The 24,140-nt window shown below is 42.2% G+C and carries 22 protein-coding genes and 5 tRNA genes; 4 read left to right on the top strand and 23 right to left on the bottom strand.

Going from position 1 to position 24,140, the window contains the following annotated elements; genetic code table 11:
- Positions 1-72: 72 nt before the first annotated feature.
- The 4 genes from rpsL to FDF36_RS18170 form a co-directional block, all read right to left on the bottom strand.
- Positions 73-474, bottom strand: a complete 402-nt coding sequence (gene rpsL / locus FDF36_RS18185) for a 30S ribosomal protein S12 (RefSeq protein WP_005675419.1) — start codon at positions 472-474, stop codon at positions 73-75.
- Between the two features lie 247 nt (positions 475-721).
- Positions 722-1,033, bottom strand: coding sequence for a DUF3467 domain-containing protein (locus tag FDF36_RS18180; protein WP_005791533.1), 312 nt, complete (start codon positions 1,031-1,033; stop codon positions 722-724).
- Positions 1,034-1,360: 327 nt separating this feature from the next.
- Positions 1,361-1,621 (bottom strand): YtxH domain-containing protein, encoded by a 261-nt coding sequence (locus tag FDF36_RS18175; RefSeq protein ID WP_220392306.1) that lies wholly within the window; start codon positions 1,619-1,621, stop codon positions 1,361-1,363.
- A 62-nt stretch (positions 1,622-1,683) separates the two neighbouring features.
- Entirely contained in the window at positions 1,684-1,929 is a 246-nt protein-coding gene (locus FDF36_RS18170; RefSeq protein WP_005791529.1) for a GlsB/YeaQ/YmgE family stress response membrane protein, read from the bottom strand.
- Positions 1,930-2,120: 191 nt separating this feature from the next.
- Here FDF36_RS18170 and FDF36_RS18165 point away from each other — a divergent pair, with 191 nt between their 5' ends.
- Entirely contained in the window at positions 2,121-2,630 is a 510-nt protein-coding gene (locus FDF36_RS18165) for a hypothetical protein (RefSeq protein WP_220392305.1), read from the top strand.
- A gap of 132 nt (positions 2,631-2,762) precedes the next feature.
- Positions 2,763-3,899, top strand: coding sequence for an acyltransferase (locus tag FDF36_RS18160; protein WP_220392304.1), 1,137 nt, complete (start codon positions 2,763-2,765; stop codon positions 3,897-3,899).
- Positions 3,900-3,974: 75 nt separating this feature from the next.
- On the opposite strand, the gene rpoC is transcribed toward FDF36_RS18160, so the two are convergent.
- The 17 genes from rpoC to rpsU all read right to left on the bottom strand — a co-directional run bounded on the left by rpoC (position 3,975) and on the right by rpsU (position 18,592).
- Complete coding sequence (gene rpoC / locus FDF36_RS18155; protein WP_005804126.1) at positions 3,975-8,258, bottom strand: DNA-directed RNA polymerase subunit beta'; 4,284 nt, start codon at positions 8,256-8,258, stop codon at positions 3,975-3,977.
- A 146-nt stretch (positions 8,259-8,404) separates the two neighbouring features.
- Positions 8,405-12,217: a DNA-directed RNA polymerase subunit beta gene (rpoB, locus tag FDF36_RS18150; RefSeq protein WP_220392303.1), complete on the bottom strand. Its 3,813-nt coding sequence runs from the start codon at positions 12,215-12,217 to the stop codon at positions 8,405-8,407.
- A 104-nt stretch (positions 12,218-12,321) separates the two neighbouring features.
- A complete protein-coding gene (rplL, locus tag FDF36_RS18145; protein ID WP_005782165.1) occupies positions 12,322-12,696 on the bottom strand; it encodes a 50S ribosomal protein L7/L12 in 375 nt (124 codons plus the stop codon).
- A 48-nt stretch (positions 12,697-12,744) separates the two neighbouring features.
- A complete protein-coding gene (gene rplJ, locus FDF36_RS18140) occupies positions 12,745-13,257 on the bottom strand; it encodes a 50S ribosomal protein L10 (RefSeq protein ID WP_005791518.1) in 513 nt (170 codons plus the stop codon).
- Between the two features lie 15 nt (positions 13,258-13,272).
- On the bottom strand, positions 13,273-13,971 hold the full coding sequence (gene rplA, locus FDF36_RS18135; RefSeq protein WP_220392302.1) for a 50S ribosomal protein L1: 699 nt from the start codon (positions 13,969-13,971) through the stop codon (positions 13,273-13,275).
- A 15-nt stretch (positions 13,972-13,986) separates the two neighbouring features.
- A complete protein-coding gene (gene rplK, locus FDF36_RS18130; protein ID WP_005791514.1) occupies positions 13,987-14,430 on the bottom strand; it encodes a 50S ribosomal protein L11 in 444 nt (147 codons plus the stop codon).
- 60 nt (positions 14,431-14,490) lie between these two features.
- Positions 14,491-15,033 (bottom strand): transcription termination/antitermination protein NusG, encoded by a 543-nt coding sequence (gene nusG, locus FDF36_RS18125; RefSeq protein WP_005782159.1) that lies wholly within the window; start codon positions 15,031-15,033, stop codon positions 14,491-14,493.
- Between the two features lie 16 nt (positions 15,034-15,049).
- Complete coding sequence (gene secE / locus FDF36_RS18120) at positions 15,050-15,241, bottom strand: preprotein translocase subunit SecE (protein ID WP_005782157.1); 192 nt, start codon at positions 15,239-15,241, stop codon at positions 15,050-15,052.
- Between the two features lie 14 nt (positions 15,242-15,255).
- Positions 15,256-15,328 (bottom strand) — tRNA-Trp (locus FDF36_RS18115).
- A 53-nt stretch (positions 15,329-15,381) separates the two neighbouring features.
- The gene (gene tuf / locus FDF36_RS18110) at positions 15,382-16,566 is read right to left on the bottom strand and encodes an elongation factor Tu (protein ID WP_005782155.1); all 1,185 of its coding nucleotides are present in this window, start codon (positions 16,564-16,566) and stop codon (positions 15,382-15,384) included.
- A gap of 50 nt (positions 16,567-16,616) precedes the next feature.
- Positions 16,617-16,688: transfer RNA gene (locus FDF36_RS18105), tRNA-Thr, on the bottom strand.
- A gap of 9 nt (positions 16,689-16,697) precedes the next feature.
- Positions 16,698-16,770: transfer RNA gene (locus FDF36_RS18100), tRNA-Gly, on the bottom strand.
- Positions 16,771-16,801: 31 nt separating this feature from the next.
- A tRNA-Tyr gene (locus FDF36_RS18095) sits at positions 16,802-16,884 on the bottom strand.
- Between the two features lie 75 nt (positions 16,885-16,959).
- Positions 16,960-17,033 (bottom strand) — tRNA-Thr (locus tag FDF36_RS18090).
- 98 nt (positions 17,034-17,131) lie between these two features.
- A complete protein-coding gene (hpf, locus tag FDF36_RS18085) occupies positions 17,132-17,431 on the bottom strand; it encodes a ribosome hibernation-promoting factor, HPF/YfiA family (RefSeq protein ID WP_005782154.1) in 300 nt (99 codons plus the stop codon).
- Positions 17,432-17,445: 14 nt separating this feature from the next.
- Positions 17,446-18,327, bottom strand: a complete 882-nt coding sequence (xerC, locus tag FDF36_RS18080) for a tyrosine recombinase XerC (protein WP_220392301.1) — start codon at positions 18,325-18,327, stop codon at positions 17,446-17,448.
- Positions 18,328-18,400: 73 nt separating this feature from the next.
- Positions 18,401-18,592: a 30S ribosomal protein S21 gene (gene rpsU, locus FDF36_RS18075; protein ID WP_005782152.1), complete on the bottom strand. Its 192-nt coding sequence runs from the start codon at positions 18,590-18,592 to the stop codon at positions 18,401-18,403.
- A gap of 173 nt (positions 18,593-18,765) precedes the next feature.
- Here rpsU and FDF36_RS18070 point away from each other — a divergent pair, with 173 nt between their 5' ends.
- Together FDF36_RS18070 and FDF36_RS18065 are read left to right on the top strand one after the other, a co-directional pair.
- A complete protein-coding gene (locus tag FDF36_RS18070) occupies positions 18,766-20,544 on the top strand; it encodes an aminopeptidase P family protein (RefSeq protein WP_220392300.1) in 1,779 nt (592 codons plus the stop codon).
- A gap of 93 nt (positions 20,545-20,637) precedes the next feature.
- Entirely contained in the window at positions 20,638-21,150 is a 513-nt protein-coding gene (locus FDF36_RS18065; protein WP_005791506.1) for a gamma carbonic anhydrase family protein, read from the top strand.
- Positions 21,151-21,337: 187 nt separating this feature from the next.
- Here FDF36_RS18065 and FDF36_RS18060 read toward each other — a convergent pair whose 3' ends face one another.
- Together FDF36_RS18060 and gltX are read right to left on the bottom strand one after the other, a co-directional pair.
- Positions 21,338-22,558 carry a 3-deoxy-D-manno-octulosonic acid transferase gene (locus FDF36_RS18060; protein WP_220392299.1) on the bottom strand — a complete coding sequence of 407 codons (1,221 nt, stop codon included), beginning with the start codon at positions 22,556-22,558 and terminating at the stop codon, positions 21,338-21,340.
- Positions 22,559-22,570: 12 nt separating this feature from the next.
- The gene (gene gltX / locus FDF36_RS18055) at positions 22,571-24,088 is read right to left on the bottom strand and encodes a glutamate--tRNA ligase (RefSeq protein ID WP_220392298.1); all 1,518 of its coding nucleotides are present in this window, start codon (positions 24,086-24,088) and stop codon (positions 22,571-22,573) included.
- Between the last annotated feature and the right edge of the window lie 52 nt (positions 24,089-24,140).

Below are 24,140 nucleotides of genomic sequence, written 5' to 3'. Positions count from 1 at the left end.
GCTTATTCCAACAAACTAAAACGAAAGTTATTACTTTTAATTAAAATAAATCGAATTCGGAATCACTCCGGATTATTTCTTCTTAGCCGGTGCTGCTTGTCCCGGTTTCGGACGCTTAGCTCCGTATTTTGAACGTCTCTGAGTACGTCCGGCTACACCTGCTGTATCAAGAGTACCGCGAACGATGTGGTAACGTACACCCGGAAGGTCTTTCACACGACCACCGCGAACCAGTACGATTGAGTGCTCCTGCAAGTTGTGTCCTTCTCCCGGAATATAAGAGTTCACCTCTTTCTGGTTAGTCAAACGCACACGAGCTACTTTACGCATTGCAGAGTTCGGCTTTTTCGGAGTAGTAGTATATACTCTCACGCAAACGCCACGTCTTTGAGGACAAGAATCCAAGGCCGGAGATTTACTTTTCTCGACCAGCACTTCGCGTCCTTTTCTTACTAATTGCTGAATTGTAGGCATTTTAAATTGTTTTTTAATTTATATTATTGTTATATTAATTTCGTAACTATACATTTTGGGCTGCAAAAATACGAATAATATTTGAATAATCAATGCACTACATCTTTTTTTTAATTTTTAAGAGCTTATTTCCGGAAAATCATTTCATCAGAAAGATTTTTAGGTGTAGCCATCCGTACATTATGGCTACACCCTCCCTCTCGAATGGCTACACCCATCGCACCGGATGGCTACACCCTTTTTATTTTCAGGCTTCTCCTTTTATATCTAATATGGGAGGGGTATCCACTCCGTCTTCCTGCAATCGGATAGGACCGAATGCACGTTCATATTTAGCTATATTTTCTTCAAGCGCTCTTTGCAAACGTTTGGCATGTTCGGGAGCAAGAATCACGCGCGACTGCACTCCTGCTTTTGGCAACCCGGGCAATACGCGCACAAAGTCGAGTACAAATTCCGAACTTGAATGTGTAATGATAGCCAGATTCGCATAGGTTCCTTGAGCCACTTCCTCTTTTAATTCTATTTGTAATTGATTATCGGGATTTTGATTTTCCATATCTTTTATTATTGATTGATTCTAATTCTTCTGCTACAAAGATACAGATTATGTTTTATAGTAAAGACAAATGCCTTGCACTCTTTTCCACAGAATGCAAGGCATACGAAAACACTTTTTTATCTGAATCCAAAACCTTTTTTAATCAATATCTGGAAAAAACAGATATTTGAAGAAAAAAACAAGAATGGATTTTAAATTATCTCAGGTTATATTAAAATAGATTCCGCAAAGCGGAAATCAACAAAAAGCAGTGAACGATAAACTCAATGCATTAATTACTGCATTCCAATTTACCGTTCACCGTTCATTATCTACCGTTCACTATCAAGAGTTAGGTGTCAATTTTTCTTTCACCTCAGTCGCTTTATCAGCTACTTTTCCGGCTACTTTGGCACCAGTCTTCACAGCTTTGTCTTTTGCTTCGACTACTGCCAGTTCGGCATCAGCCTCTATTTCATGAAGAGCATTGAACACATCATTTTTCAGTTTTTTAGCTTTCGCCGTGCGCGAAAAATGATAAACCAGCGCACCGATGGCAGAACCGATTCCAAGTCCTACCAGGAATTTTGCATTTCCACTTCCCATAAACTATTAATTTTTATATAACCACAATAAACAATACTGTCTCATTGCGAAAAATACTCCCCTCACCGGGAGCGGCTGAAGAAGGAGGCTATCCAGAGAAATAAGATCGCGCCAACAACCGAAGTAATCAGACTACCGATAATTCCGGTTGCTGCCAGTCCTAAAAGGGCAAACACCCAACCACCCAGCACACCGCCTATAATCCCTAATAAGAGATTGACCAAAAGGCCGAATCCTCCTCCACGCATTATCTTACCGGCAAAATAACCGGCAAGGATACCTATCAAAATGTACCAGATAAAATTCATAATGCTTGATTTATATTGTTTTGATATAGGAACGCTGCAGGTACAGGAATGTTCGGAAAATAAAGAAGGAATTAACGACTATTGATAAACCGGACGCTGAAAACAGTAAAATCTGATCTGTTTTTCGAATAGACGCATTGTAATACTTGGTAAAAGAGATTATCTTTGTCCAAAAGAAAATCTTAAGGGCTATGAAAAATATTAATTACAGTATAAAAAAGCAATTTAAAATATCGGACGAAGGAATCTGCTTGTTACCCATACTCCTTAGAACACTCTATCGGCTCACTAAAAAACAGCTGTTACTACTGGAAGAAATCTATTCCAATTACTCCTCGTCCACAGAAGGGGCAATCATCACACAATCTCACCAGACGGTGAATGCAAAAAGGATCCCGACTTCTTTTTCGTATGAAGGAGACATCACACTCAACACGGAAAAACTACACTATAGCAGCCCAAGTGAGAAGCTTGCAACAACTTGGAAAAATATATTATTTCATACCATTTCTATCAGAATAATTATCGGATTCCATAAAAGTAATATGGAACCGTCCGAGTGGAGAGGAATCATTCACCAGAACATATATCAGAAATTTCATCGCAGACATAAAAGGCGATTGCCATTATCATTCCGTGAGCGGTATACACAATACAAAAACAAGGTTTCCGACGCATTCAACCAAGACGCTCCAAAGTAAACCGGCTTCTATCGGGGGGAACACATTACCCACCCTGAACAAAGTAAAGGTAATAGAATGAATTTAATAATAATAATAACAGCATCACAGATTGTACATTTTTCACATTAACACATTTAAATCAATTATATCATGGAATTAAAAAAGAAAGAGAATATAGGTTGGATTGACCTGTTAAGGGTACTCGCTTGTTTCTTTGTTATTTTTTCGCATAGTTGCGATGCATTTATCGGCCAATTTGATGCCAATCGGGAATCGTTCTTAACAGGAGTGTTTTTAGGAAGCCTGATGCGCCCGTGTGTTCCCATTTTTGTTATGATGACCGGGGTATTGCTATTACCCGTACAAACCAACATGGCAGCGTTCTATAAGAAAAGGATAGGACGCCTGATTCCTCCAATGATTTTCTGGTCACTGGTCTTGCCTGTTTTGTATTTCATATATCTGAATTATATCAATCCCGATACTCAAAATCCACTGATCTCGATGCCAGACCACAGTCTTGAAGCTTTATGGTTCAAACTATATACATTTATATTCAATTTCAATTTTGACACAGTCCCGTTGTGGTATCTTTATATGTTGATTGGGTTATATTTGATAATGCCTATTATCAGCGGTTGGCTGGAAAAAGTTTCAAAGAAAGAACTAAAATTATTCTTAGGCATTTGGGGAATCAGCCTGATTGCTCCGTATGTAAAAATGTTCGCTCCAGCACTAGGCTATCAGGGCAATTACGGGAACATAGGTTTATGGGGAGTCTGTGACTGGAATGACTATGGTACCTTTTATTATTTCTCCGGTTTTATCGGATATCTTCTGCTGGCTTATTATCTCACAAAATATCCACTGAAATGGAGTTGGAAGAAACTATTGAGTATTACCATCCCAATGTTTCTGACAGGATACCTGATCACATCTTATGGGTATGTCATCACACAAAATTACTTTCCGGGAAATTATGCTTATCTGGAAATTGTGTGGTACTTTGCAGGTATCAACGTATTCATGATGACCTTCCCGGTTTTTGTAATCGTACAGAAGATAAAGGTACCTTCAAACCACAGGTTATCACACATGGCATCACTCGCATTCGGCATTTATCTGAGCCATTATGTATTTGTATTCGTTGCTTACGATTTACTGGATACAGAGTTGCTGCCGTATACTGTACGAATTATCTGTATGGCCTGTATTGTATTCCTGACATGCTATGTCATCGTTTGGCTAATGTCAAAAAGCAAATTGACCAATCGCTTCATCCGGTAACGTAACATAAACTAAAAAAAGAGCAATCACCTTTACGGCAATTGCTCTTTTTCAGCTATAGTCAATTGAATTGTATTATTCTACTTCGTTATAGTCAAGCACTGTCTTCTTATTAGCCAGGATACGATCATATTCTTCTTTAGAGCCTACAATGATCTTATCAAACTCGCGAAGACCTGTACCGGCCGGAATCAGATGACCGCAAATTACATTCTCCTTCATACCTTCCAACTTATCTATCTTGCCATTGATAGCAGCCTCATTCAGTACCTTAGTTGTCTCCTGGAAAGAAGCGGCAGACATGAAGCTTGAAGTTTGCAATGCGGCACGAGTAATACCCTGAAGAATCTGGGTAGAAGTTGCAGCAACAGCATCACGCACTTCAACCGGTTTAAGGTCACGGCGTTTCAGCATACTGTTTTCGTCACGCAACTTGCGGGCTGTGACAATCTGACCGGCTTTCAGGTTTTCAGAATCTCCGGCATCTACAACCACTTTCTTACCCCAAATGCGGTCATTCTCTTCCATAAACTCGAGTTTGTCCACTACCTGCTGTTCAAGGAAGCGTGTATCGCCCGGTTCGTCGATAGTCACTTTACGCATCATCTGGCGAACAATGATCTCAAAATGCTTATCATTGATCTTCACACCCTGTAAACGATATACGTCCTGAACTTCATTCACGATGTATTCCTGTACAGCCGTAGGACCTTTAATAGCCAAAATATCAGCCGGAGTCGTAGCACCATCGGACAATGGAGTACCTGCACGAACGTAGTCATTCTCCTGTACCAGAATCTGCTTAGACAGCGGAACAAGGTATTTCTTCACTTCACCAGTCTTAGATGTAACGATGATTTCGCGATTACCACGTTTCACTTTACCCATAGTAACCTCTCCATCAATTTCGGATACGACAGCGGGATTCGACGGGTTACGTGCTTCAAACAACTCAGTAACACGGGGAAGACCACCGGTAATATCACCGGCCTTACCCACAGCACGCGGAATCTTAACGATTACCTCACCAGCTTTCACCTTTTGGCCGTTTTCGATCACTACGTGTCCACCTACAGGTAAATTATATGTACGGATAAGATCACCGTCTTCGGTCAGGATGTGAGCCGAAGGAACTTTAGTCTTATCTTTAGACTCAATAATAATAATTTCTCTAAGTCCGGTCGCTTCATCCGATTCAATCTTATAAGTAACATTTTCAATGACACCCTCAAACTCAATCTTACCAGTAGCTTCGGTTATGATAACAGCGTTGAATGGATCCCATTTCGCAATCAGTTTACCTTTTTCTACCACTTCACCATCGGCTACATAAAGTGTAGAACCGTAAGGAACGTTATGGGTAGAAAGTACAATGCCTGTATTGACATCAATAAAACGAACCTCAGCCAAACGACCTACTACCACTTTGGCAGCCTCACCAGTTTCGTCCACAATATCAACCGTACGGAGCTCTTCAAATTCCAAACGGGCATTATTTTTAGCTACAATACTTGCGTTCGCTGCGATGTTGGCAGCCGTACCACCGGCATGGAATGTACGCAGCGTCAACTGTGTACCGGGCTCACCGATAGACTGGGCAGCAATTACACCGACAGCTTCACCTTTCTGAACCATATGGTTCGTAGCCAGATTACGACCGTAGCACTTCGCACAAACCCCCTTCTTCGATTCGCAAGTCAATACCGAACGAATCTCGACACTTTCAATCGGAGATTCCTGAATCTTCTTGGCGATATCTTCTGTAATTTCTTCACCACCAGCAACCAGTAATTCACCGGTCTGAGGATGAATAATATCGTGTACGGATACACGACCGAGGATACGTTCGTACAGAGTAGCAATAACTTCGTCATTGTTCTTGAGGTCAGTACAAACCAGTCCGCGAAGCGTACCGCAGTCTTCTTCATTAATAATCACATCATGCGAAACGTCTACCAGACGACGAGTCAAGTATCCCGCATCGGCAGTCTTCAAAGCGGTATCAGCCAAACCTTTACGGGCACCGTGAGTAGAGATAAAGTACTCCAACACAGAAAGTCCCTCTTTAAAGTTAGACAAGATAGGGTTCTCGATGATCTGACCACCTTCAGCACCAGCCTTCTGCGGTTTTGCCATCAAACCACGCATACCGGAGAGCTGACGGATCTGCTCTTTAGAACCACGGGCACCGGAATCAAGCATCATGTACACAGAGTTGAAACCCTGATCATCTGAAGAAATAGTTTTCATCAAAATGTTAGACAATTCAGAGTTAACATGTGTCCAGATATCAATTACCTGGTTGTAACGTTCATTATTGGTGATGAAACCCATATTATAGTTACTGATCACCTGCTCTACCTCTTCATAACCTCTCTGAACGAGTGTCTCTTTCTCTTTCGGGATAATGATATCACCCAAGTTGAATGACAGACCACCCTGAAAGGCCATCTTGTAGCCTAAATTTTTAATTCCATCAAGGAAGTCAGCAGTCCGAGCAACACCACAAGCTTTGATTACAGCACTAATAATGTCACGCAATGATTTCTTTGAAATAATAGTATTGATGTATCCGACTTCAGGCGGAACAATCTCGTTCACAATCACACGACCTACTGAAGTCTCACGCATTACATCAACGATATTTCCATTTTCGTCAAGGTCTTTTACGATAACCTTCACCGGAGCGTGAATATCTACTTTGCCTTCATTGTAAGCTATCAACGCTTCTTCGGGTCCATAGAATGTGAGTCCCTCACCTTTTGCACCTTTACGGAGTTTGGTGATATAGTACAAACCAAGCACCATATCCTGTGAAGGAACGGTAATAGGAGCACCATTTGCAGGATTCAGAATATTGTGAGAAGCCAGCATCAACATTTGTGCTTCAAGTACTGCCTCGTTGCTCAAAGGCAAGTGAACAGCCATCTGGTCACCATCAAAGTCGGCATTGAACGCTGTACATGCCAACGGGTGCAATTGGATAGCTTTACCTTCGATCATCTTAGGCTGGAAAGCCTGAATACCGAGACGGTGAAGCGTCGGAGCACGGTTCAACAATACCGGATGACCCTTCATTACATGTTCAAGAATATCCCAGATCACTGGTTCCTTACGATCCACAATTTTCTTAGCAGACTTCACGGTCTTTACGATACCACGCTCAATCAACTTACGGATAATGAATGGCTTGTATAACTCAGCAGCCATCAATTTAGGGATACCGCATTCGTGCATTCTCAACTCCGGACCAACAACAATTACCGAACGGGCCGAATAGTCAACACGCTTACCCAGCAAGTTTTGACGGAAACGTCCTTGCTTACCTTTCAGGCTGTCGGACAAAGATTTCAACGGACGGTTGGCATCAGTCTTAACAGCACTGGATTTACGTGAGTTATCAAACAGTGAATCGACAGATTCCTGAAGCATACGTTTCTCATTACGGAGAATCACTTCGGGAGCCTTAATTTCAATCAATCGTTTCAAACGATTGTTACGGATAATCACACGACGATAAAGGTCGTTCAAATCGGATGTAGCGAAACGCCCCCCATCCAACGGAACCAACGGACGAAGTTCGGGCGGAATTACTGGTACAATACGTACGATCATCCATTCCGGCTTATTACGTCCACGTGATGCACGGAATGATTCTACCACCTGAAGACGCTTCAAAGCCTCATTCTTACGCTGTTGCGAAGCATCATTTCCGGCACGGTGACGCAACTCATAGGATAATGCATCAAGATCGAGACGGGCAAGCAGATCATAGATCGCTTCGGCTCCCATTTTAGCAATAAACTTGTTGGGGTCTGTATCTTCCAGATACTGATTATCTTTAGGAAGAGTATCAAGAATATCCAAGTATTCTTCTTCTGACAACAGATCAAATTCGGCGATACCGTCTTCAGCTTTCACACCCGGCTGAATGACAACATAACGTTCGTAGTAAATGATAGAATCGAGTTTCTTGGTGGGTAGTCCCAACAAATAACCGATCTTATTAGGCAGCGAACGGAAATACCAGATGTGAGCTACAGGCACGACAAGCTGGATATGTCCCATACGTTCGCGACGTACTTTCTTTTCAGTAACTTCTACACCACAACGGTCGCAGACAATACCTTTATAACGGATGCGTTTATATTTACCGCAATGGCATTCGTAGTCTTTGATCGGGCCGAAGATACGCTCGCAGAACAAACCGTCACGCTCAGGTTTGTATGTACGATAGTTGATGGTTTCAGGCTTTAATACTTCACCACTCGAATTCTCAAGGATTTCTTCCGGAGAAGCCAAACCGATAGAGATTTTCGAGAAATTGCTCTTGATCTTATTTTCTTTTCTAAAAGCCATACTTTTATAATTATATAATATGCTAATTAACTAAATAATGTGCCGATTGGCTGATGCCAATGTGCCAATAAGAAAATATGCTAATTATGAAATGCCACAGCCAATGTACCTTGATCGATACATTGGCATATTGGCACATTAGTTCATTATTCCAAATTGATGCTCAGGCCCAATCCTCTTAATTCGTGCAACAACACGTTCAGAGATTCCGGAATACCCGGCTGTGGCATGGGTTCGCCCTTTACAATGGCCTCGTAAGCCTTAGAACGTCCAACAACGTCGTCCGACTTGATTGTCAGAATCTCCTGGAGAATATGCGATGCACCGAAACCTTCGAGTGCCCAAACCTCCATCTCTCCGAAACGCTGACCACCAAACTGAGCTTTACCACCAAGAGGTTGCTGAGTAATCAATGAGTATGGTCCGATAGAACGTGCGTGCATCTTGTCTTCAACCATGTGACCGAGTTTCAACATATAGGTAACACCTACGGTTGCTGGTTGGTCAAAGCGTTCGCCTGTACCACCATCACAAAGATAAGTTTTGCAATAGCGTGGTAGACCGGCTTTGTCTGTCCACTCGTTCAAGTCATCCAAAGTTGCACCGTCAAAAATCGGCGTAGCGAACTTCACACCCAAATTCTTTCCGGCACGTCCGAGAACAGCCTCAAAAATCTGACCGATATTCATACGAGAAGGCACACCCAACGGGTTCAATACAATGTCTACCGGAGTTCCATCTTCAAGGAACGGCATGTCTTCTTGACGAACAACACGTGACACAATACCTTTATTACCGTGACGTCCGGCCATCTTATCACCTACACCAATCTTACGTTTTTTAGCAATATATACTTTCGCCATCTGAATGATACCTGCAGGCAGTTCATCACCGATTGTAATAGCGAACTTTTTACGCTTCAGTTCAGCATCAAGTTCTTTGTACTTCTTGATAAAGTTCAGGATCAAGTCACGAATCATACCATTCGCATGATCATCATTGGTCCAGTCGCTCAGCTGAATCGCTGTGAAATCAAGTGAATCGAAGTCAGAAGCATTAAACTTAGAGCCTTTAGCTATGACTTCAGCTCCCAAGTAATCTTTCACGCCCTGAGATACCTTTCCTTCTGTCAATACCATCAATTTCTTTACCAAGATACGTTTCAAGTCAGCTACTTTAGACTCAAATTCATCGTCTATCTTCGGAAGCAATGCCTTATCAGCCAACTTAGAGCTACGGTTCTTGATGACACGTGAGAACAATTTCTTATCAATAATTACCCCCTTCAGAGAAGGAGATGCTTTCAAAGAAGCATCTTTCACATCACCGGCTTTATCACCAAAGATGGCACGAAGCAATTTTTCTTCCGGAGAAGGATCAGATTCACCTTTCGGTGTGATCTTACCGATCAATATATCCCCCGGCTGAATACGTGCACCGACACGTACGATACCATTCTCGTCCAAATCCTTAGTGGCTTCCTCACTTACGTTAGGAATATCAGAAGTCAACTCTTCCATTCCTCGCTTGGTTTCACGAACTTCGAGTGAATACTCTTCTACGTGCACTGAAGTCAGCAAGTCTTCACGAACCACACGTTCGTTCAGCACGATAGCATCCTCGTAATTATAACCTTTCCAAGGCATGTAAGCAACCAACAGGTTCTTACCCAAAGCGAGTTCTCCATTTTCGGTAGAATAACCTTCTGTCAGAATCTGACCTTTCGTCACACGATCACCTTTATTGCAAGTTGGGCAAAGGTCGATTGTCATATTCTGGTTCGTTTTACGGAACTTCGGTATTCTATATTCTTTTAATGCCGGCTCAAAACTTACAAATTCTTCATCTTCTGTACGATCGTATAGAATACGAATAGTAGTAGCATCTACAAAATCAATCACTCCATCACCTTCGGCAGCAATCTGAGTACGTGAATCACGCACCAGCTGGCGTTCAATACCTGTACCTACAATTGGAGCTTCGCTTCTTAACAAAGGGACTGCCTGGCGCATCATGTTCGATCCCATCAACGCACGGTTAGCGTCATCATGTTCAAGGAACGGAATCAAAGATGCAGCGATAGATGCAATCTGCTGAGGAGCAACATCCATCAACTCTACTTCTGAAGGTTCTACAACCGGATAATCGGCATCCTGACGAGACTTAACCTTATTACGGATAAATGTTCCGTCATCATTCAGCGGAGCATTACCTTGTGCGATGATCTTAGCTTCTTCTTCTTCAGCTGTCAAGTAAACAAGTCCGTTCTCTGAAAGATCCACTTTACCATTATCTACTTTACGGTAAGGAGTCTCAATGAAACCAAGGTCATTGATCTTGGCAAACACACAAAGTGACGAAATCAAACCGATATTCGGGCCTTCTGGTGTCTCAATCGGGCAAAGGCGTCCGTAGTGTGTATAGTGAACGTCACGAACCTCAAATCCGGCACGTTCACGAGACAAACCACCAGGACCAAGAGCAGACATACGACGTTTGTGAGTGATTTCAGCCAACGGGTTTGTCTGGTCCATGAACTGCGACAATGCGTTAGTTCCGAAGAATGAATTGATCACAGAAGAAATAGTCTTCGCATTGATCAGATCAATCGGAGTAAACACCTCGTTGTCACGAACGTTCATTCGCTCGCGGATCGTGCGTGACATACGTGCCAGACCAACAGCGAACTGATTGGACAATTGTTCGCCTACAGTACGTACGCGACGGTTGCTCAAGTGGTCGATATCATCCACATCTGCCTTTGAGTTAATCAGCTCAATCAGATATTTAATGATCTCGATAATATCTTCTTTAGTGAGGACACGTACGTCCATGTCTGTCGTCAGGTTCAACTTCTTGTTGATTCTGTAACGACCTACATCACCAAGGTCATACCGTTTTTCAGAGAAGAACAGATTATTGATAACCTCACGGGCACTGGCATCATCAGCAGGATCTGCATTACGCAACTGACGGTAGATATAAAGCACAGCTTCCTTTTCCGAGTTACTCGGGTCTTTCTGAAGGGTATTGTATATAATAGAGTAGTCGGACTGGTTCGGCTCTTCCTTGTGAATAAGGATGTTCTGAACGCCCGAGTCAATTATTTCATCTACATGCTCTGGTTCTATTACTGTTTCACGATCGATAATAACTTCATTGCGTTCGATAGAAACAACTTCACCAGTATCTTCATCAACGAAATCTTCAATCCAGGTTTTCAAGACACGCGCAGCCAATTTACGACCTACTACCTTCTTGAGATTAGTCTTATTAACCTTCACATCTTCAGCCAAGTTGAAGATCTCAAGAATGTCCTTGTCATTCTCAAAGCCGATAGCTCTTAACAGCGTAGTAACAGGCAATTTCTTCTTACGATCAATATAAGCATACATCACGTTGTTGATGTCGGTAGCAAACTCAATCCATGACCCCTTAAACGGGATGATACGGGCCGAATACAATTTTGTACCATTGGCATGTACACTCTGACCGAAGAATACGCCTGGAGAACGGTGAAGCTGCGACACAACGACACGCTCAGCACCATTGATGACAAAAGTTGCCTTGTCAGTCATGTAAGGTATAGGACCAAGGAACACATCTTGAATCACTGTATCGAAATCCTCATGATCGGGGTCTGTACAGTAAAGCTTGAGTTTCGCTTTCAATGGAACACTATATGTGAGCCCACGCTCTATACAATCATCAATGGTATAGCGCGGCGGATCAATATAATAGTCCAGAAACTCAAGAACAAAATTGTTTCTTGTGTCGGCAATTGGGAAGTTTTCGGCAAATACTTTATACAATCCCTCTTTTTTACGCTTCTCAGGTGGGGTATCTAGTTGTAGAAAGTCTTGGAATGACTTCAATTGTACTTCCAGGAAATCCGGATATTCAAGCGGATTCTTAGTCGAAGCAAAATTAACTCTTTGATTTACAGTATTTGAAGACATCTGTCAATGAATTTGGAGAACTTAATTTTAAATATATACACAAAAAGGTTAAGAATCCTCTTGTGAAGGATTCTTAACCGAATTACCTGATAACCAGGCTAATGTTATTTAAGTTCAACTTCAGCTCCAGCTTCTTCCAATGTTTTCTTCAATGATTCTGCTTCGTCTTTAGCCAAACCTTCTTTTACTACACTAGGAGCACCGTCTACCATGTCCTTAGCTTCTTTCAAGCCAAGACCACAAGCTTCTTTAACGGCCTTAACAACCTGAAGTTTAGCTGCACCAGCGCTCTTCAATACTACGTCGAAAGAAGATTTTTCTTCTGCGGCAGCAGCACCAGCTGCAGGACCAGCAGCAACAGCTACAGCTGCAGCAGCAGGTTCAATACCATATTCTTCTTTAAGGATAGTTGCAAGTTCATTAACTTCTTTTACTGTCAAGTTAACTAATTGTTCTGCAAAAGCTTTCAAATCTGCCATTTTTTGTATGATTTTAATGTTTAATTTACTAAATAAAATGTGTTATAATTATCTTTCACCAAGAGTTTTGAGAACTCCGTGAAGGGTGTTGCCACCTGATTGAAGAGCAGAAATAACATTCTTAGCCGGTGATTGCAACAGAGCAACGATATCGGCAATAACTTCATTTTTACTCTTAATAGCTACGAGAGCATCCAACTGGTCAGCACCAACATAGAAGCTTTCTTCTGCGTATGCAGCTTTCAGTCCCGGAATACCGTCTTTAGATTTATCCTTAATCAGTTTAGCAGGTGCGTTTGCAACGTTGCAAAACATTACAGCTGTTGTACCTTTCAAAGAATCATAAAGAGGAGAAAAATCACCTTCAATGCTTTCAAGTGCTTTGTGAAGCAGTGTATTCTTAACTACCATCAATTTGATGTCAGCCTTGAAACAAGCTCTTCTCAATTCACTTGTTGCAGCAGCGTTCATAGCTGTTGTATCTACCAAATAGAAGTGACCATATTCCTGTACTGTAGCAGCAATCTGCTCAATAATCGTATTTTTATCTTCCTTTCTCATTGTTACTCTGTTTTATTAGATTTCCTCTACTGATTTCGGGTCAATTTTGATACCCGCACTCATTGTACTAGAAAGATAAATACTCTTAATATATGTACCCTTGGCTGCAGTCGGTTTCAACTTATTCAATGTAGAGATGAATTCTTTTGCATTGTCGCGAATCTGCTCTACAGTGAATGAAACTTTACCAATTGAAGTATGAACAATACCGCTCTTATCAACTTTGAAGTCGATCTTGCCTTGTTTTACTTCTCTTACAGCTTTAGCAACATCCATAGTTACGGTACCACTCTTCGGATTTGGCATCAATCCGCGAGGACCGAGCACACGACCGAGTGCACCAATTTTACCCATGATAGATGGCATAGTGATAATCACATCAATATCAGTCCATCCACCTTTGATCTTTTCAATATATTCGTCAAGACCAACATAGTCAGCACCAGCTTCTTTTGCAGCAGCTTCAGCATCCGGTGTACAAAGCACCAACACACGTACTTGCTTTCCAGTACCGTGAGGAAGTGAAACGACACCTCTCACCATTTGGTTTGCTTTACGTGGATCAACACCTAAACGTACATCAATATCTAATGAAGCATCAAACTTAGTAAAAGTGATTTCCTTTACCAAAGATGCAGCTTCTTTCAGTGAGTATGCTTTCCCTGCTTCAATTTTTCCTGCAGCTAACTTTTGATTTTTTGTCAGTTTACCCATTACAATTGAAGTTTATTAATTATTAACCGGGAACTCCCCTTTTACAGCGATACCCATACTTCTAGCTGTACCTGCAACCATTCTCATGGCAGCTTCCACAGTAAAACAGTTCAAGTCAACCATTTTGTCCTGAGCAATCGTACGGACCTGTTCCCAAGTAATCTCGGCAACTTTCTTACGGTTAGGCTCAGCAGAACCACTCTTTACCTTAGCCACTTCAAGCAACTGAATGGCAACGGGAGGAGTCTTGATTACAAAATCGAAAGACTTATCTGCGTAGTAAGTAATGATAACAGGTAAAATCTTACCTGCTTTGTCTTGGGTTCTGGCGTTGAATTGCTTGCAAAACTCCATGATATTGATTCCCTTAGAACCTAATGCAGGTCCAACGGGAGGTGATGGGTTTGCCGCGCCTCCTTTAATCTGTAATTTGATTAGTCCAGCAACTTCTTTAGCCATTTTTTTATTAATTTATATATAACATTAAACGAAGGACAACTACAGCGTAACAATTCTGCGTTATTCCTTTTCCACTTGCATAAAGCCTAATTCAAGCGGTGTCTTGCGCCCGAATATCTTTACCATGACCTTCAGTTTCTTCTTTTCACTATTGACTTCTTCAATGATACCACTGAATCCGCTAAAAGGACCAAAAGTAACCTTTACAGTTTCGCCTACAATATACGGAACATTTAAGTCTTCACCCGTTTCTTGCAGTTCATCCACTGTACCAAGTATACGATTCACTTCCGACTGTCTGAGGGGAACCGGTTTATCCGAACCTCCCAAGAAACCTATCACATTAGGAGTATTTCTCAGATGGTGAGAAACCTCACCAACCAAAGCAGCCTCCACCAAAACGTAACCAGGAAGATAACTTCTTTCTTTCACAATTTTTTTACCATTGCGAACCTGATATACCTTTTCGGTAGGAATCAATACCTGAGACACATATTCACCAAGGTCGCTGTTTTTAATATCAGCTTCAAGATACTCTTTCACCTTAGCTTCTTTTCCGCTAATAGCACGCAAAACGTACCATTTCTTTTCAATCTCAGACATCGTAATTCCTCTCTCTTTAATGTGGATAAATTATTTTTTCCATAAAATTCTGGAAACAGAAGTCCATCGCGAACACTACCAATGCGATAAGCAGGGAAGCATATAAAACAACTACCGCACTGTTAGTTAGTTCTGAATACGTAGGCCACGACACTTTATGAACAAGTTCGTCGTAAGATTCTTTAATATAAGCTACTACTTTTTTCATTTCATAAATATTAGCACGGGAGGAGAGGCTCGAACTCCCGACACCCGGTTTTGGAGACCGGTGCTCTACCAACTGAGCTACTCCCGTTTGTACATAATCAGTTCCCGATATTACTACCGGGAACTGATCAATATTTGGTTTTAGTCGATAATTTCAGTAATCTGACCAGCACCTACTGTACGTCCACCTTCGCGGATAGCGAAACGAAGACCGATGTTCAGTGCAACCGGATAGATCAACTCTACAGTGATAGTTACATTATCACCCGGCATTACCATTTCAGTTCCTTCCGGAAGAGTGATTTCACCTGTACAGTCCATAGTACGCAGATAGAACTGAGGACGATATTTGTTATGGAATGGAGTGTGACGTCCACCTTCTTCTTTCTTCAGGATATAAACCTCTGCTTTGAATTTAGAGTGAGGTTTAATCTGACCCGGTTTACAAAGAACCATACCACGTTTGATTTCGTTCTTGTCAACACCACGAAGCAACAGACCTACGTTGTCACCAGCTTCACCCTGATCCAGAAGTTTGCGGAACATTTCAACACCTGTTACAACTGATTTCTTATCTTCACCCAAACCGAGGATTTCGATTTCATCACCTACATGGATAACACCAGTTTCGATACGACCTGTAGCCACAGTACCACGACCTGTGATAGAGAACACGTCCTCTACCGGCATCAAGAAAGGTTTATCAACATCGCGCGGAGGCAGTGGAATCCAAGTATCAACAGCTTCCATCAGTTCCATTACTTTGTCTTCCCATTTTTCTACGCCATTCAATGCACCAAGAGCAGAACCCTGAATGATCGGAGTATTGTCACCGTCGAAATCATAGAATGAAAGCAATTCTCTCATTTCCATTTCAACAAGTTCCAACATCTCAGCATCTTCAACCATATCGCACTTGTTCATGAATACAACCAACTTCGGAACGTTTACCTGACGAGCCAAAAGGATGTGCTCACGAGTCTGAGGCATCGGACCATCAGTAGCAGCAACTACAATGATAGCACCGTCCATCTGAGCAGCACCAGTAACCATGTTCTTTACGTAGTCAGCGTGACCCGGACAGTCAACGTGTGCGTAGTGACGGTTAGCAGTTTCATACTCAACGTGTGAAGTATTGATAGTAATACCTCTTTCTTTTTCTTCAGGAGCATTATCGATAGAATCGAAAGAACGAAGTTCAGAAAGACCTTTCTTTGCCAACACAGTAGTGATAGCAGCAGTCAAAGTGGTTTTACCGTGGTCAACGTGACCGATTGTACCAATGTTTACGTGCGGTTTGGTACGTTCAAATTTCTCTTTAGCCATAGCTTTACTTGTTATTTATTTGATTAATAATCAGCATTTACATCTTACAGAGCTGTTACCGGGATTTGAACCCGGGACCTCTTCCTTACCAAGGAAGTGCTCTACCACTGAGCTATAACAGCGAAAAAGAGAGCGGAAGACGGGGCTCAAACCCGCGACCCTCAGCTTGGAAGGCTAATGCTCTATCAACTGAGCTACTTCCGCATTTGCCAAAGTTTTCACTCTGTCTTCTTTGTGGGCAAAGATGGATTCGAACCACCGAAGGCGTAAGCCAGCAGATTTACAGTCTGCCCCATTTGGCCACTCTGGTATTTGCCCTTTATACGAAACCCAAACACTGAAATAGATAATAAAACTCCCGATTCCACTTATTTAGGTTTTTCTTTTTCCTTGAGCCTCTTGTCGGATTCGAACCAACGACCCCGAGATTACAAATCACGTGCTCTGGCCAACTGAGCTAAAGAGGCGTTTTTACTTAAAAAATGCAACCGTCACGTCCTAATGCGAGCGAAACGGCTGCAAATTTAGTTATTTATTTCTTTCCCGCAAAACATTTGCGATATTTTTATTTATTTCGTTGCTTTTCCTTGTATTTAACCAGCTGTTTTTCCAATGCTTCCACACACAAATCGACTGCTTCCTCAAAAGTATCGCATATTTTACTTGCATGAAAATCATTATTCGGAACCAACACCGTAATGCCGGCTTCTTTATTCTCCGCAGTTTCTGGTTTAACTACCTTTAATGACACCTCTACTTTCTTTATATCTTCGTAATATTTTTCCAACTTAGACACTTTCTTCTGAATGAAAGCCTGCAATTGTTCTGTTGCATCAAAGTGAATCGATTGAATTCTAATTTCCATACTTACCTCCTTTTTTAGGCTCGTGGATGAGCTTGTTTATACACTTTTTTAAGTTCTTCAAAAGTGGTATGCGTATAAATCTCCGTAGTCGCCAGACTACTGTGACCCAAAAGCTCTTTCACCGCACCCAACTCCGCATCATTATTCAGCATCGTTGTGGCAAAAGTATGTCTCAACACGTGAGGACTACGCTTTTTAAGCGTTACCACCTTCGAAAGGTTCCGTTTCACTAAATTATAGACCAGATTCTTATAAAGCCGCTCACCATTCTCTCTTACAAAAAAGGCATCCGACCTTCCGGAAATCATTTCGTTTCTTATATCAACATACTCAAGCATTGCCTCTTTCAACTCATCGCCAAAAGGTATCAAACGTTGCTTATTTCTCTTTCCTGTTACTTTCAGAAGAGAACCAGAGAAATCCACATCCTTATCATCCAGACCAATCAACTCAGAGAGACGCATGCCCGTAGCATAAAACATCTCAATAATCAGGCGATCCCGACAACCTTTAAATCCCTCACCAAAATCTGTATCATCCAGCAATTTATTCATTTCACTCTCTTTCAAGAAAGAAGGAAGTGGCTTTTTATTTTTCGGCCCCGTTATTTTACGCAACGGGTCGACACTCACCTCTCCCTGCCTGAGAAGATATTTATAAAATGACCGGAGAGAACTTAGCTTACGGTTTACCGAAGTTGAAGTATATCCCTGATCCATCAGTGAAACAATCCACTCACGAATCAGTTCTGGCTTCACCTCCGCCGGATCAAACTCCTCCATCCCTTCCTGAGCAAACTCCCGCAACTGCGAAATATCCTCGCCGTAAGCCAGTACGGTTTTCCCAGAATAATTCCGCTCGTACCGGAGATAATCAAGAAAAGAATCTGTTAACATAATATCGCTACATCTATAATTCTGCAACGAATGTATGAAAAGAATTCAATAATTCAAAGGAAATTACGAATTATTAATCTTCTACTTGCTGAAGTTTTTGCACGTAAACTGCACGTTCTTTCTTAAGTCTTTTAGTTACAGACGGTTTATCAAACTGTTGTCTGCTTCTCAACTCTTTAACGATGCCAGTTTTTTCAAATTTTCTCTTAAACTTCTTCAGCGCTTTTTCAATGTTTTCGCCTTCTTTTACAGGTACTACAATCATTTTGTTATTATTAAATATGTTATGGTTTAAAATTTCCGCAGTCAAATTGCGCCGCAAAATTACACATACTTTCTTTATTCACAAAACTTTCGGCAATTATTTCTCAAAATCAATGCAAAAGGTACAGAAAGTAGTTATCTTTGGAGAGTATAACGATATAATATATATAATGTATGAAACAGTCAATCAGTGAACGGATACATGCATTACGCATGTGGTTTAAACCCAACATTCAAGCATTCATCATTCCCAGCACAGACCCTCACCTCAGCGAATACGTAGCACCGCACTGGAAATCAAGAGAGTGGATATCAGGATTTACCGGCTCGGCAGGTACGGTAGTGATTACTGAAAAAAAGGCCGGACTTTGGACTGACTCAAGATATTTTCTACAGGCAGCAGAGCAATTGCAGGGAAGCGGCATCGATCTATACAAAGAGATGCTACCGGAAACTCCAAGTATCACAAAATTCCTTTCCGACGAGCTACAGCCAGGCGAATCCGTAGGTATCGATGGAAAAATGTTCTCTGCTGAACAAGTAGAAAGTATGCAAGCGGAACTTTCAGCAAATAACATTCAGATTGTGTTCTGCCCCGACCCCATGGACGAGCTTTGGGAAAACCGACCGCCCATGCCGGAGTCTCCCGCTTTTGTATACGATATCAAATACGCCGGCAAAAGTTGCTCTGAAAAGATTGCAGCTATTCGTACAGAGTTGAAAAAGAAAAGCGCAGAAAGCGTGATGCTGTCAGCTTTAGACGAAATAGCCTGGACCTTGAATCTGCGTGGCAATGATGTACATTGCAATCCGGTAGTAGTGAGCTATCTGCTTATAACAGAAAATAATGCAGTATTATTCATTGCACCGGAGAAAGTGACAGAAGGGGTACGGAATTATTTAGAAGAGCAGCAGATAGAAATACAAAACTATTCAAATACAGAGATTTACTTATCTGAGCTCAATAGTTCAAGTATCTTAATGAATCCTGCAAAAACCAACTATTCTGTTTTCTCTTCGGTAAATCCCAAATGCCGGATTATACGGGGAGAAGCGCCGGTAGCTCTATTAAAAGCCATACGCAACGAACAAGAAATCACAGGCATTCATGCAGCCATGCAACGTGATGGCGTAGCATTAGTCAAGTTTCTGAGATGGCTGGAGTCAGCTGTTCCTTCCGGAACAGAAACAGAATTAAGCATCGACCGTAAATTGCACGCATTTCGTGCGACACAAGATTTATATGTAGGCGAAAGCTTCGACACCATCGCAGGCTACAAAGAACATGGAGCTATTGTACACTATTCGGCAACCGAAGAAAGCAACTCAACATTGCACCCGAAAGGTTTTCTTCTCCTCGACTCAGGAGCCCAATACCTGGATGGTACTACGGACATTACACGCACCATTGCGTTAGGTGAACTGACTACAGAAGAAAAAACAGATTATACATTGGTTCTGAAAGGGCATATCGCACTGGCGATGGCCGTATTCCCTTCAGGAACCAGAGGGGCACAGCTGGATGTCCTCGCACGCATGCCGTTATGGAGTCATAAAATGAACTTCCTACATGGTACAGGTCATGGTGTAGGTCATTTCTTAAGTGTACACGAAGGACCGCAAAGCATTCGCATGAACGAAAACCCCATTGTATTGCAACCCGGAATGGTCACCTCAAATGAACCGGGAGTGTACAAAGGCGGCAGTCATGGAATCCGTACGGAAAACCTGACACTGGTATGCAGCGCCGGTGAAGGCCTGTTCGGTGAATACCTGAAGTTCGAAACAATTACGCTCTGCCCTATCTGCAAGAAGGGAATCATCAAAAAGTTATTAACTGCCGATGAGGTCGACTGGTTGAATAATTACCACCAGCAGGTATACGAAAAGCTGTCTCCCAAGCTGAACGAAGAAGAAAAAGCATGGCTGAAAGAAGCTACAGCAGCAATCTGACGAATCGGGAAATAGCTCAGTCCTTACTGGCTGTAAAATAGTTATTTATGCAAGTCAGCGGCTGAATTTGAAATAAATATAAAACAACAATCTATGGCTTTAATAAAATCAGTAAGAGGTTTTACTCCCGAATTTGGAGAGAACTGTTTTCTGGCCGATAACGCCACCATCATCGGCGATGTAAAGATGGGACAAAATTGTAGTATTTGGTTCAGCACCGTGTTGAGAGGAGATGTAAACTCAATCCGCATGGGTGATGGAGTGAACATACAGGACGGAAGCGTCTTACACACTCTTTATGAAAAATCAACCATCGAAATAGGTAACTATGTATCGGTAGGGCACAATGTGACAATCCATGGTGCAACAGTAAAGGACTATGCATTGATCGGCATGGGATCGACCTTGCTCGATCATGCAGTCATTGGCGAAGGCGCAATCGTTGCTGCAGGCTCACTTGTACTGAGCAATACCATCATCGAACCGGGAAGTATTTGGGGAGGTGTACCGGCCAAGTTCATAAAAAAGGTAGATCCGGAACAAGCTAAAGAACTGAACCAGAAAATAGCTCACAATTACCTGATGTACTCTGACTGGTATAAATAATTCCATCTCTACATGATACACAAAACAGGGGATGTTCAAAACTCGTATTCACCACAGGCTACACGAATTAACACAGATAAATATCATTGTTTATCAGTAGATTAAAAATCATTCTTGTAAATTTGTGTAATCTGTGGTGAGTTATGAAACACCCCCTATTTTATTTATCTCCTTTCGAACTGGAAACTTAAAAGTTTATCATATGCAGCACTTTCCCCGTTGCTCCGGAATTACCAATGACATAATTACCGGCATTCGTACCGCTCTCCTTCAAGAATGTTTCATCGGTTAAAAGTCTGTCGAGCAATGTTTTCAGTTCATTGTAATCCTTAATGGAATAGGCTCCCCCGGCTTCGATCAGTTGCATAGCTTCCATAAATTTCTGGTATTTGGGTCCGAAAATTACCGGAATGCCATATACAGCCGCTTCAAGCGTATTGTGAATCCCGACTCCAAAACCACCACCGATATAAGCAATTTCCCCATAACGATAGATCGAAGAGAGCAAACCGAAACAATCGATTATCAAGCAGTCCGCCTTCCGGACATTCTTTTCATCTGCACGGGTATAGCGTACAGAAGGACGTTTCAATTTACCTATAATCTCTACCAGATGATTTTCATCGATTACGTGAGGAGCTATAATCAACTTCATCTCAGGGTGACTATTAAAATATTCGATGAAAAGATCTTCGTCCGGCCCCCATGAACTTCCTGCCACAAAAGTAAATGCACCGTTTTTAAACTGCTCCACCAACGGCAACTCTTTTGCCTGCTCCCGAATCTGCAGGACGCGGTCGAAGCGGGTATCTCCCACTACTGTTACCCTTGTGATCCCGATCTTGGCAAGAAAACGCTTTGAAGCCTCGTTCTGCACAAACAGATGATCAAAATCTTTCAGTACATTTCGATAAGTCCCTCCGTACCATTTGAAAAAAATCTGATCTTTGCGGAAAATAGACGAAACACTGTAGACGGGAATACGACGTTTGTGCAATTCGTCCAGATAGTTCTTCCAAAATTCATATTTAATGAAGAAAGCCATACAAGGATTCACAATATCCAAAAATTTCTTCACATTACGAGGTTTATCAAACGGCAAATAGCAAACAATGTCTGCTCCTCTATAGTTCTTCCGGACTTCATATCCCGAAGGAGAAAAAAACGTTTGCAGTATTTTATAATCGGGATATCGCTCCCGTATACTCTCAATTAAAGGACGTCCCTGCTCAAACTCCCCCAGAGAAGCGGCATGAAACCAAATGTAGCGCTCGTCTTTCTCTACCTGTTGGCGAAGAAGATCGTACACCACCCAGTGCCCCTTCATCATCTTCCGGGGTTTGCGACTGAATGGTGCAGCCAGATGCACCAAAAGATCGTAAATTCCTATTGCCAGATCGTAAAACATACCTCCGGATCCTTATTTCAAAACCTCTACGGCGCGTTTCATGCGAGCCAATGTTTCTTCTTTTCCCAACACCCAGGAAATATCGAACATATGAGGACCTTTGCCCTCACCTACCAGTGTCAGGCGGAAAGCATTCATAATATTACCTGTATGATAACCCTTCTCGGCAATCCAGTCCATTACTATTTTTTCTTGACCTTCAATGCTGAAATCTTCAATTCCGGCCAATACCTCTGCCAGTTCGGTCATACATTTAGCCGAATCCTCTTTCCAGCGTTTCTTAACCGTCTTTTCGTCATATTCCGTCGGAGCCACAAAGAAGAAGCTGCATACATCCCATAGTTCTTTGACAAAGCTGACACGGTCTTTCATCATGCCAACCACCGTCACTACCTTTTCGAAAGGAGCTTCTACTCCATGCTCTTTCAGCACCGGTACAAACAGCTCGGCTATCTCTTCGTCAGATTTCTGCTGAATGTAAGTATGATTGAACCAGATACCTTTTTTATAGTCAAATTTTGCACCCGACTTGCTACAGCGATGCAGGTCGAACAGACGGATCAGCTCGTCCATAGACATCACCTCCTGGTCGTTACCCGGATTCCATCCCAGCAGAGCAAGGAAATTGATAACAGCCTCGGGCAGATAGCCTGATTCACGATAACCGGAAGAAATCTCACCGCTCTTCGGGTCATGCCACTCAAGAGGGAATACAGGGAATCCCAAACGATCACCGTCACGTTTACTCAGTTTTCCGTTGCCTTCCGGTTTCAGCAGCAAAGGCAAGTGGGCAAAAGCCGGCATAGTGTCTTCCCAGCCGAATGCACGATACAGCAGCACGTGCAACGGAGCAGAAGGCAGCCACTCCTCACCACGAATCACGTGTGATACCTCCATCAAATGGTCATCTACGATATTGGCCAGGTGATAAGTAGGCAGTTCGTCGGCCGATTTATATAAAACTTTATCATCAAGGATAGACGAATTGATAACCACTTCGCCACGAATCAAGTCATTCACATGGATATCCTCGTTCGGTTCTATCTTGAAACGTACCACATATTGTTTTCCGTCAGCGATCAGCGCTTCCACTTCTTCTTTCGGAAGCGTCAACGAATTGCGCATTCCCACACGGGTAGACGCATCATACTGGAAATTAGCTATTTCAGCACGTTTGGCATCCAGTTCTTCCGGAGTATCGAAAGCGATGTAGGCCTTTCCGTTATCAAGTAACACTTGTACATACTTCTTGTATATTTCACGACGTTCCGACTGGCGGTACGGTCCGTATTCTCCTCCGAAGCTTACACCTTCATCAAACTGTATTCCTAACCATTTGAAAGACTCCAGGATATATTCTTCCGCACCCGGAACGAAACGGTTGGAATCCGTATCCTCGATACGGAAAATCAAATCTCCCCCATGCTGGCGGGCAAACAGATAATTATACAAAGCGGTACGCACACCACCTATATGCAATGCTCCTGTTGGGCTCGGAGCAAAACGAACTCTTACTTTTCTTTCTGCCATAATTTGCGTTAGTATAGGTAAATCGTGGCAAAATTAAACCTTTTTTTCCACA

Source organism: Bacteroides fragilis, assembly GCF_019583405.1.
Lineage (GTDB): Bacteria > Bacteroidota > Bacteroidia > Bacteroidales > Bacteroidaceae > Bacteroides > Bacteroides fragilis_B.
Note: the sequence above shows the minus strand (reverse complement) of the source record. Positions and strands in the feature narration are given on the sequence as shown.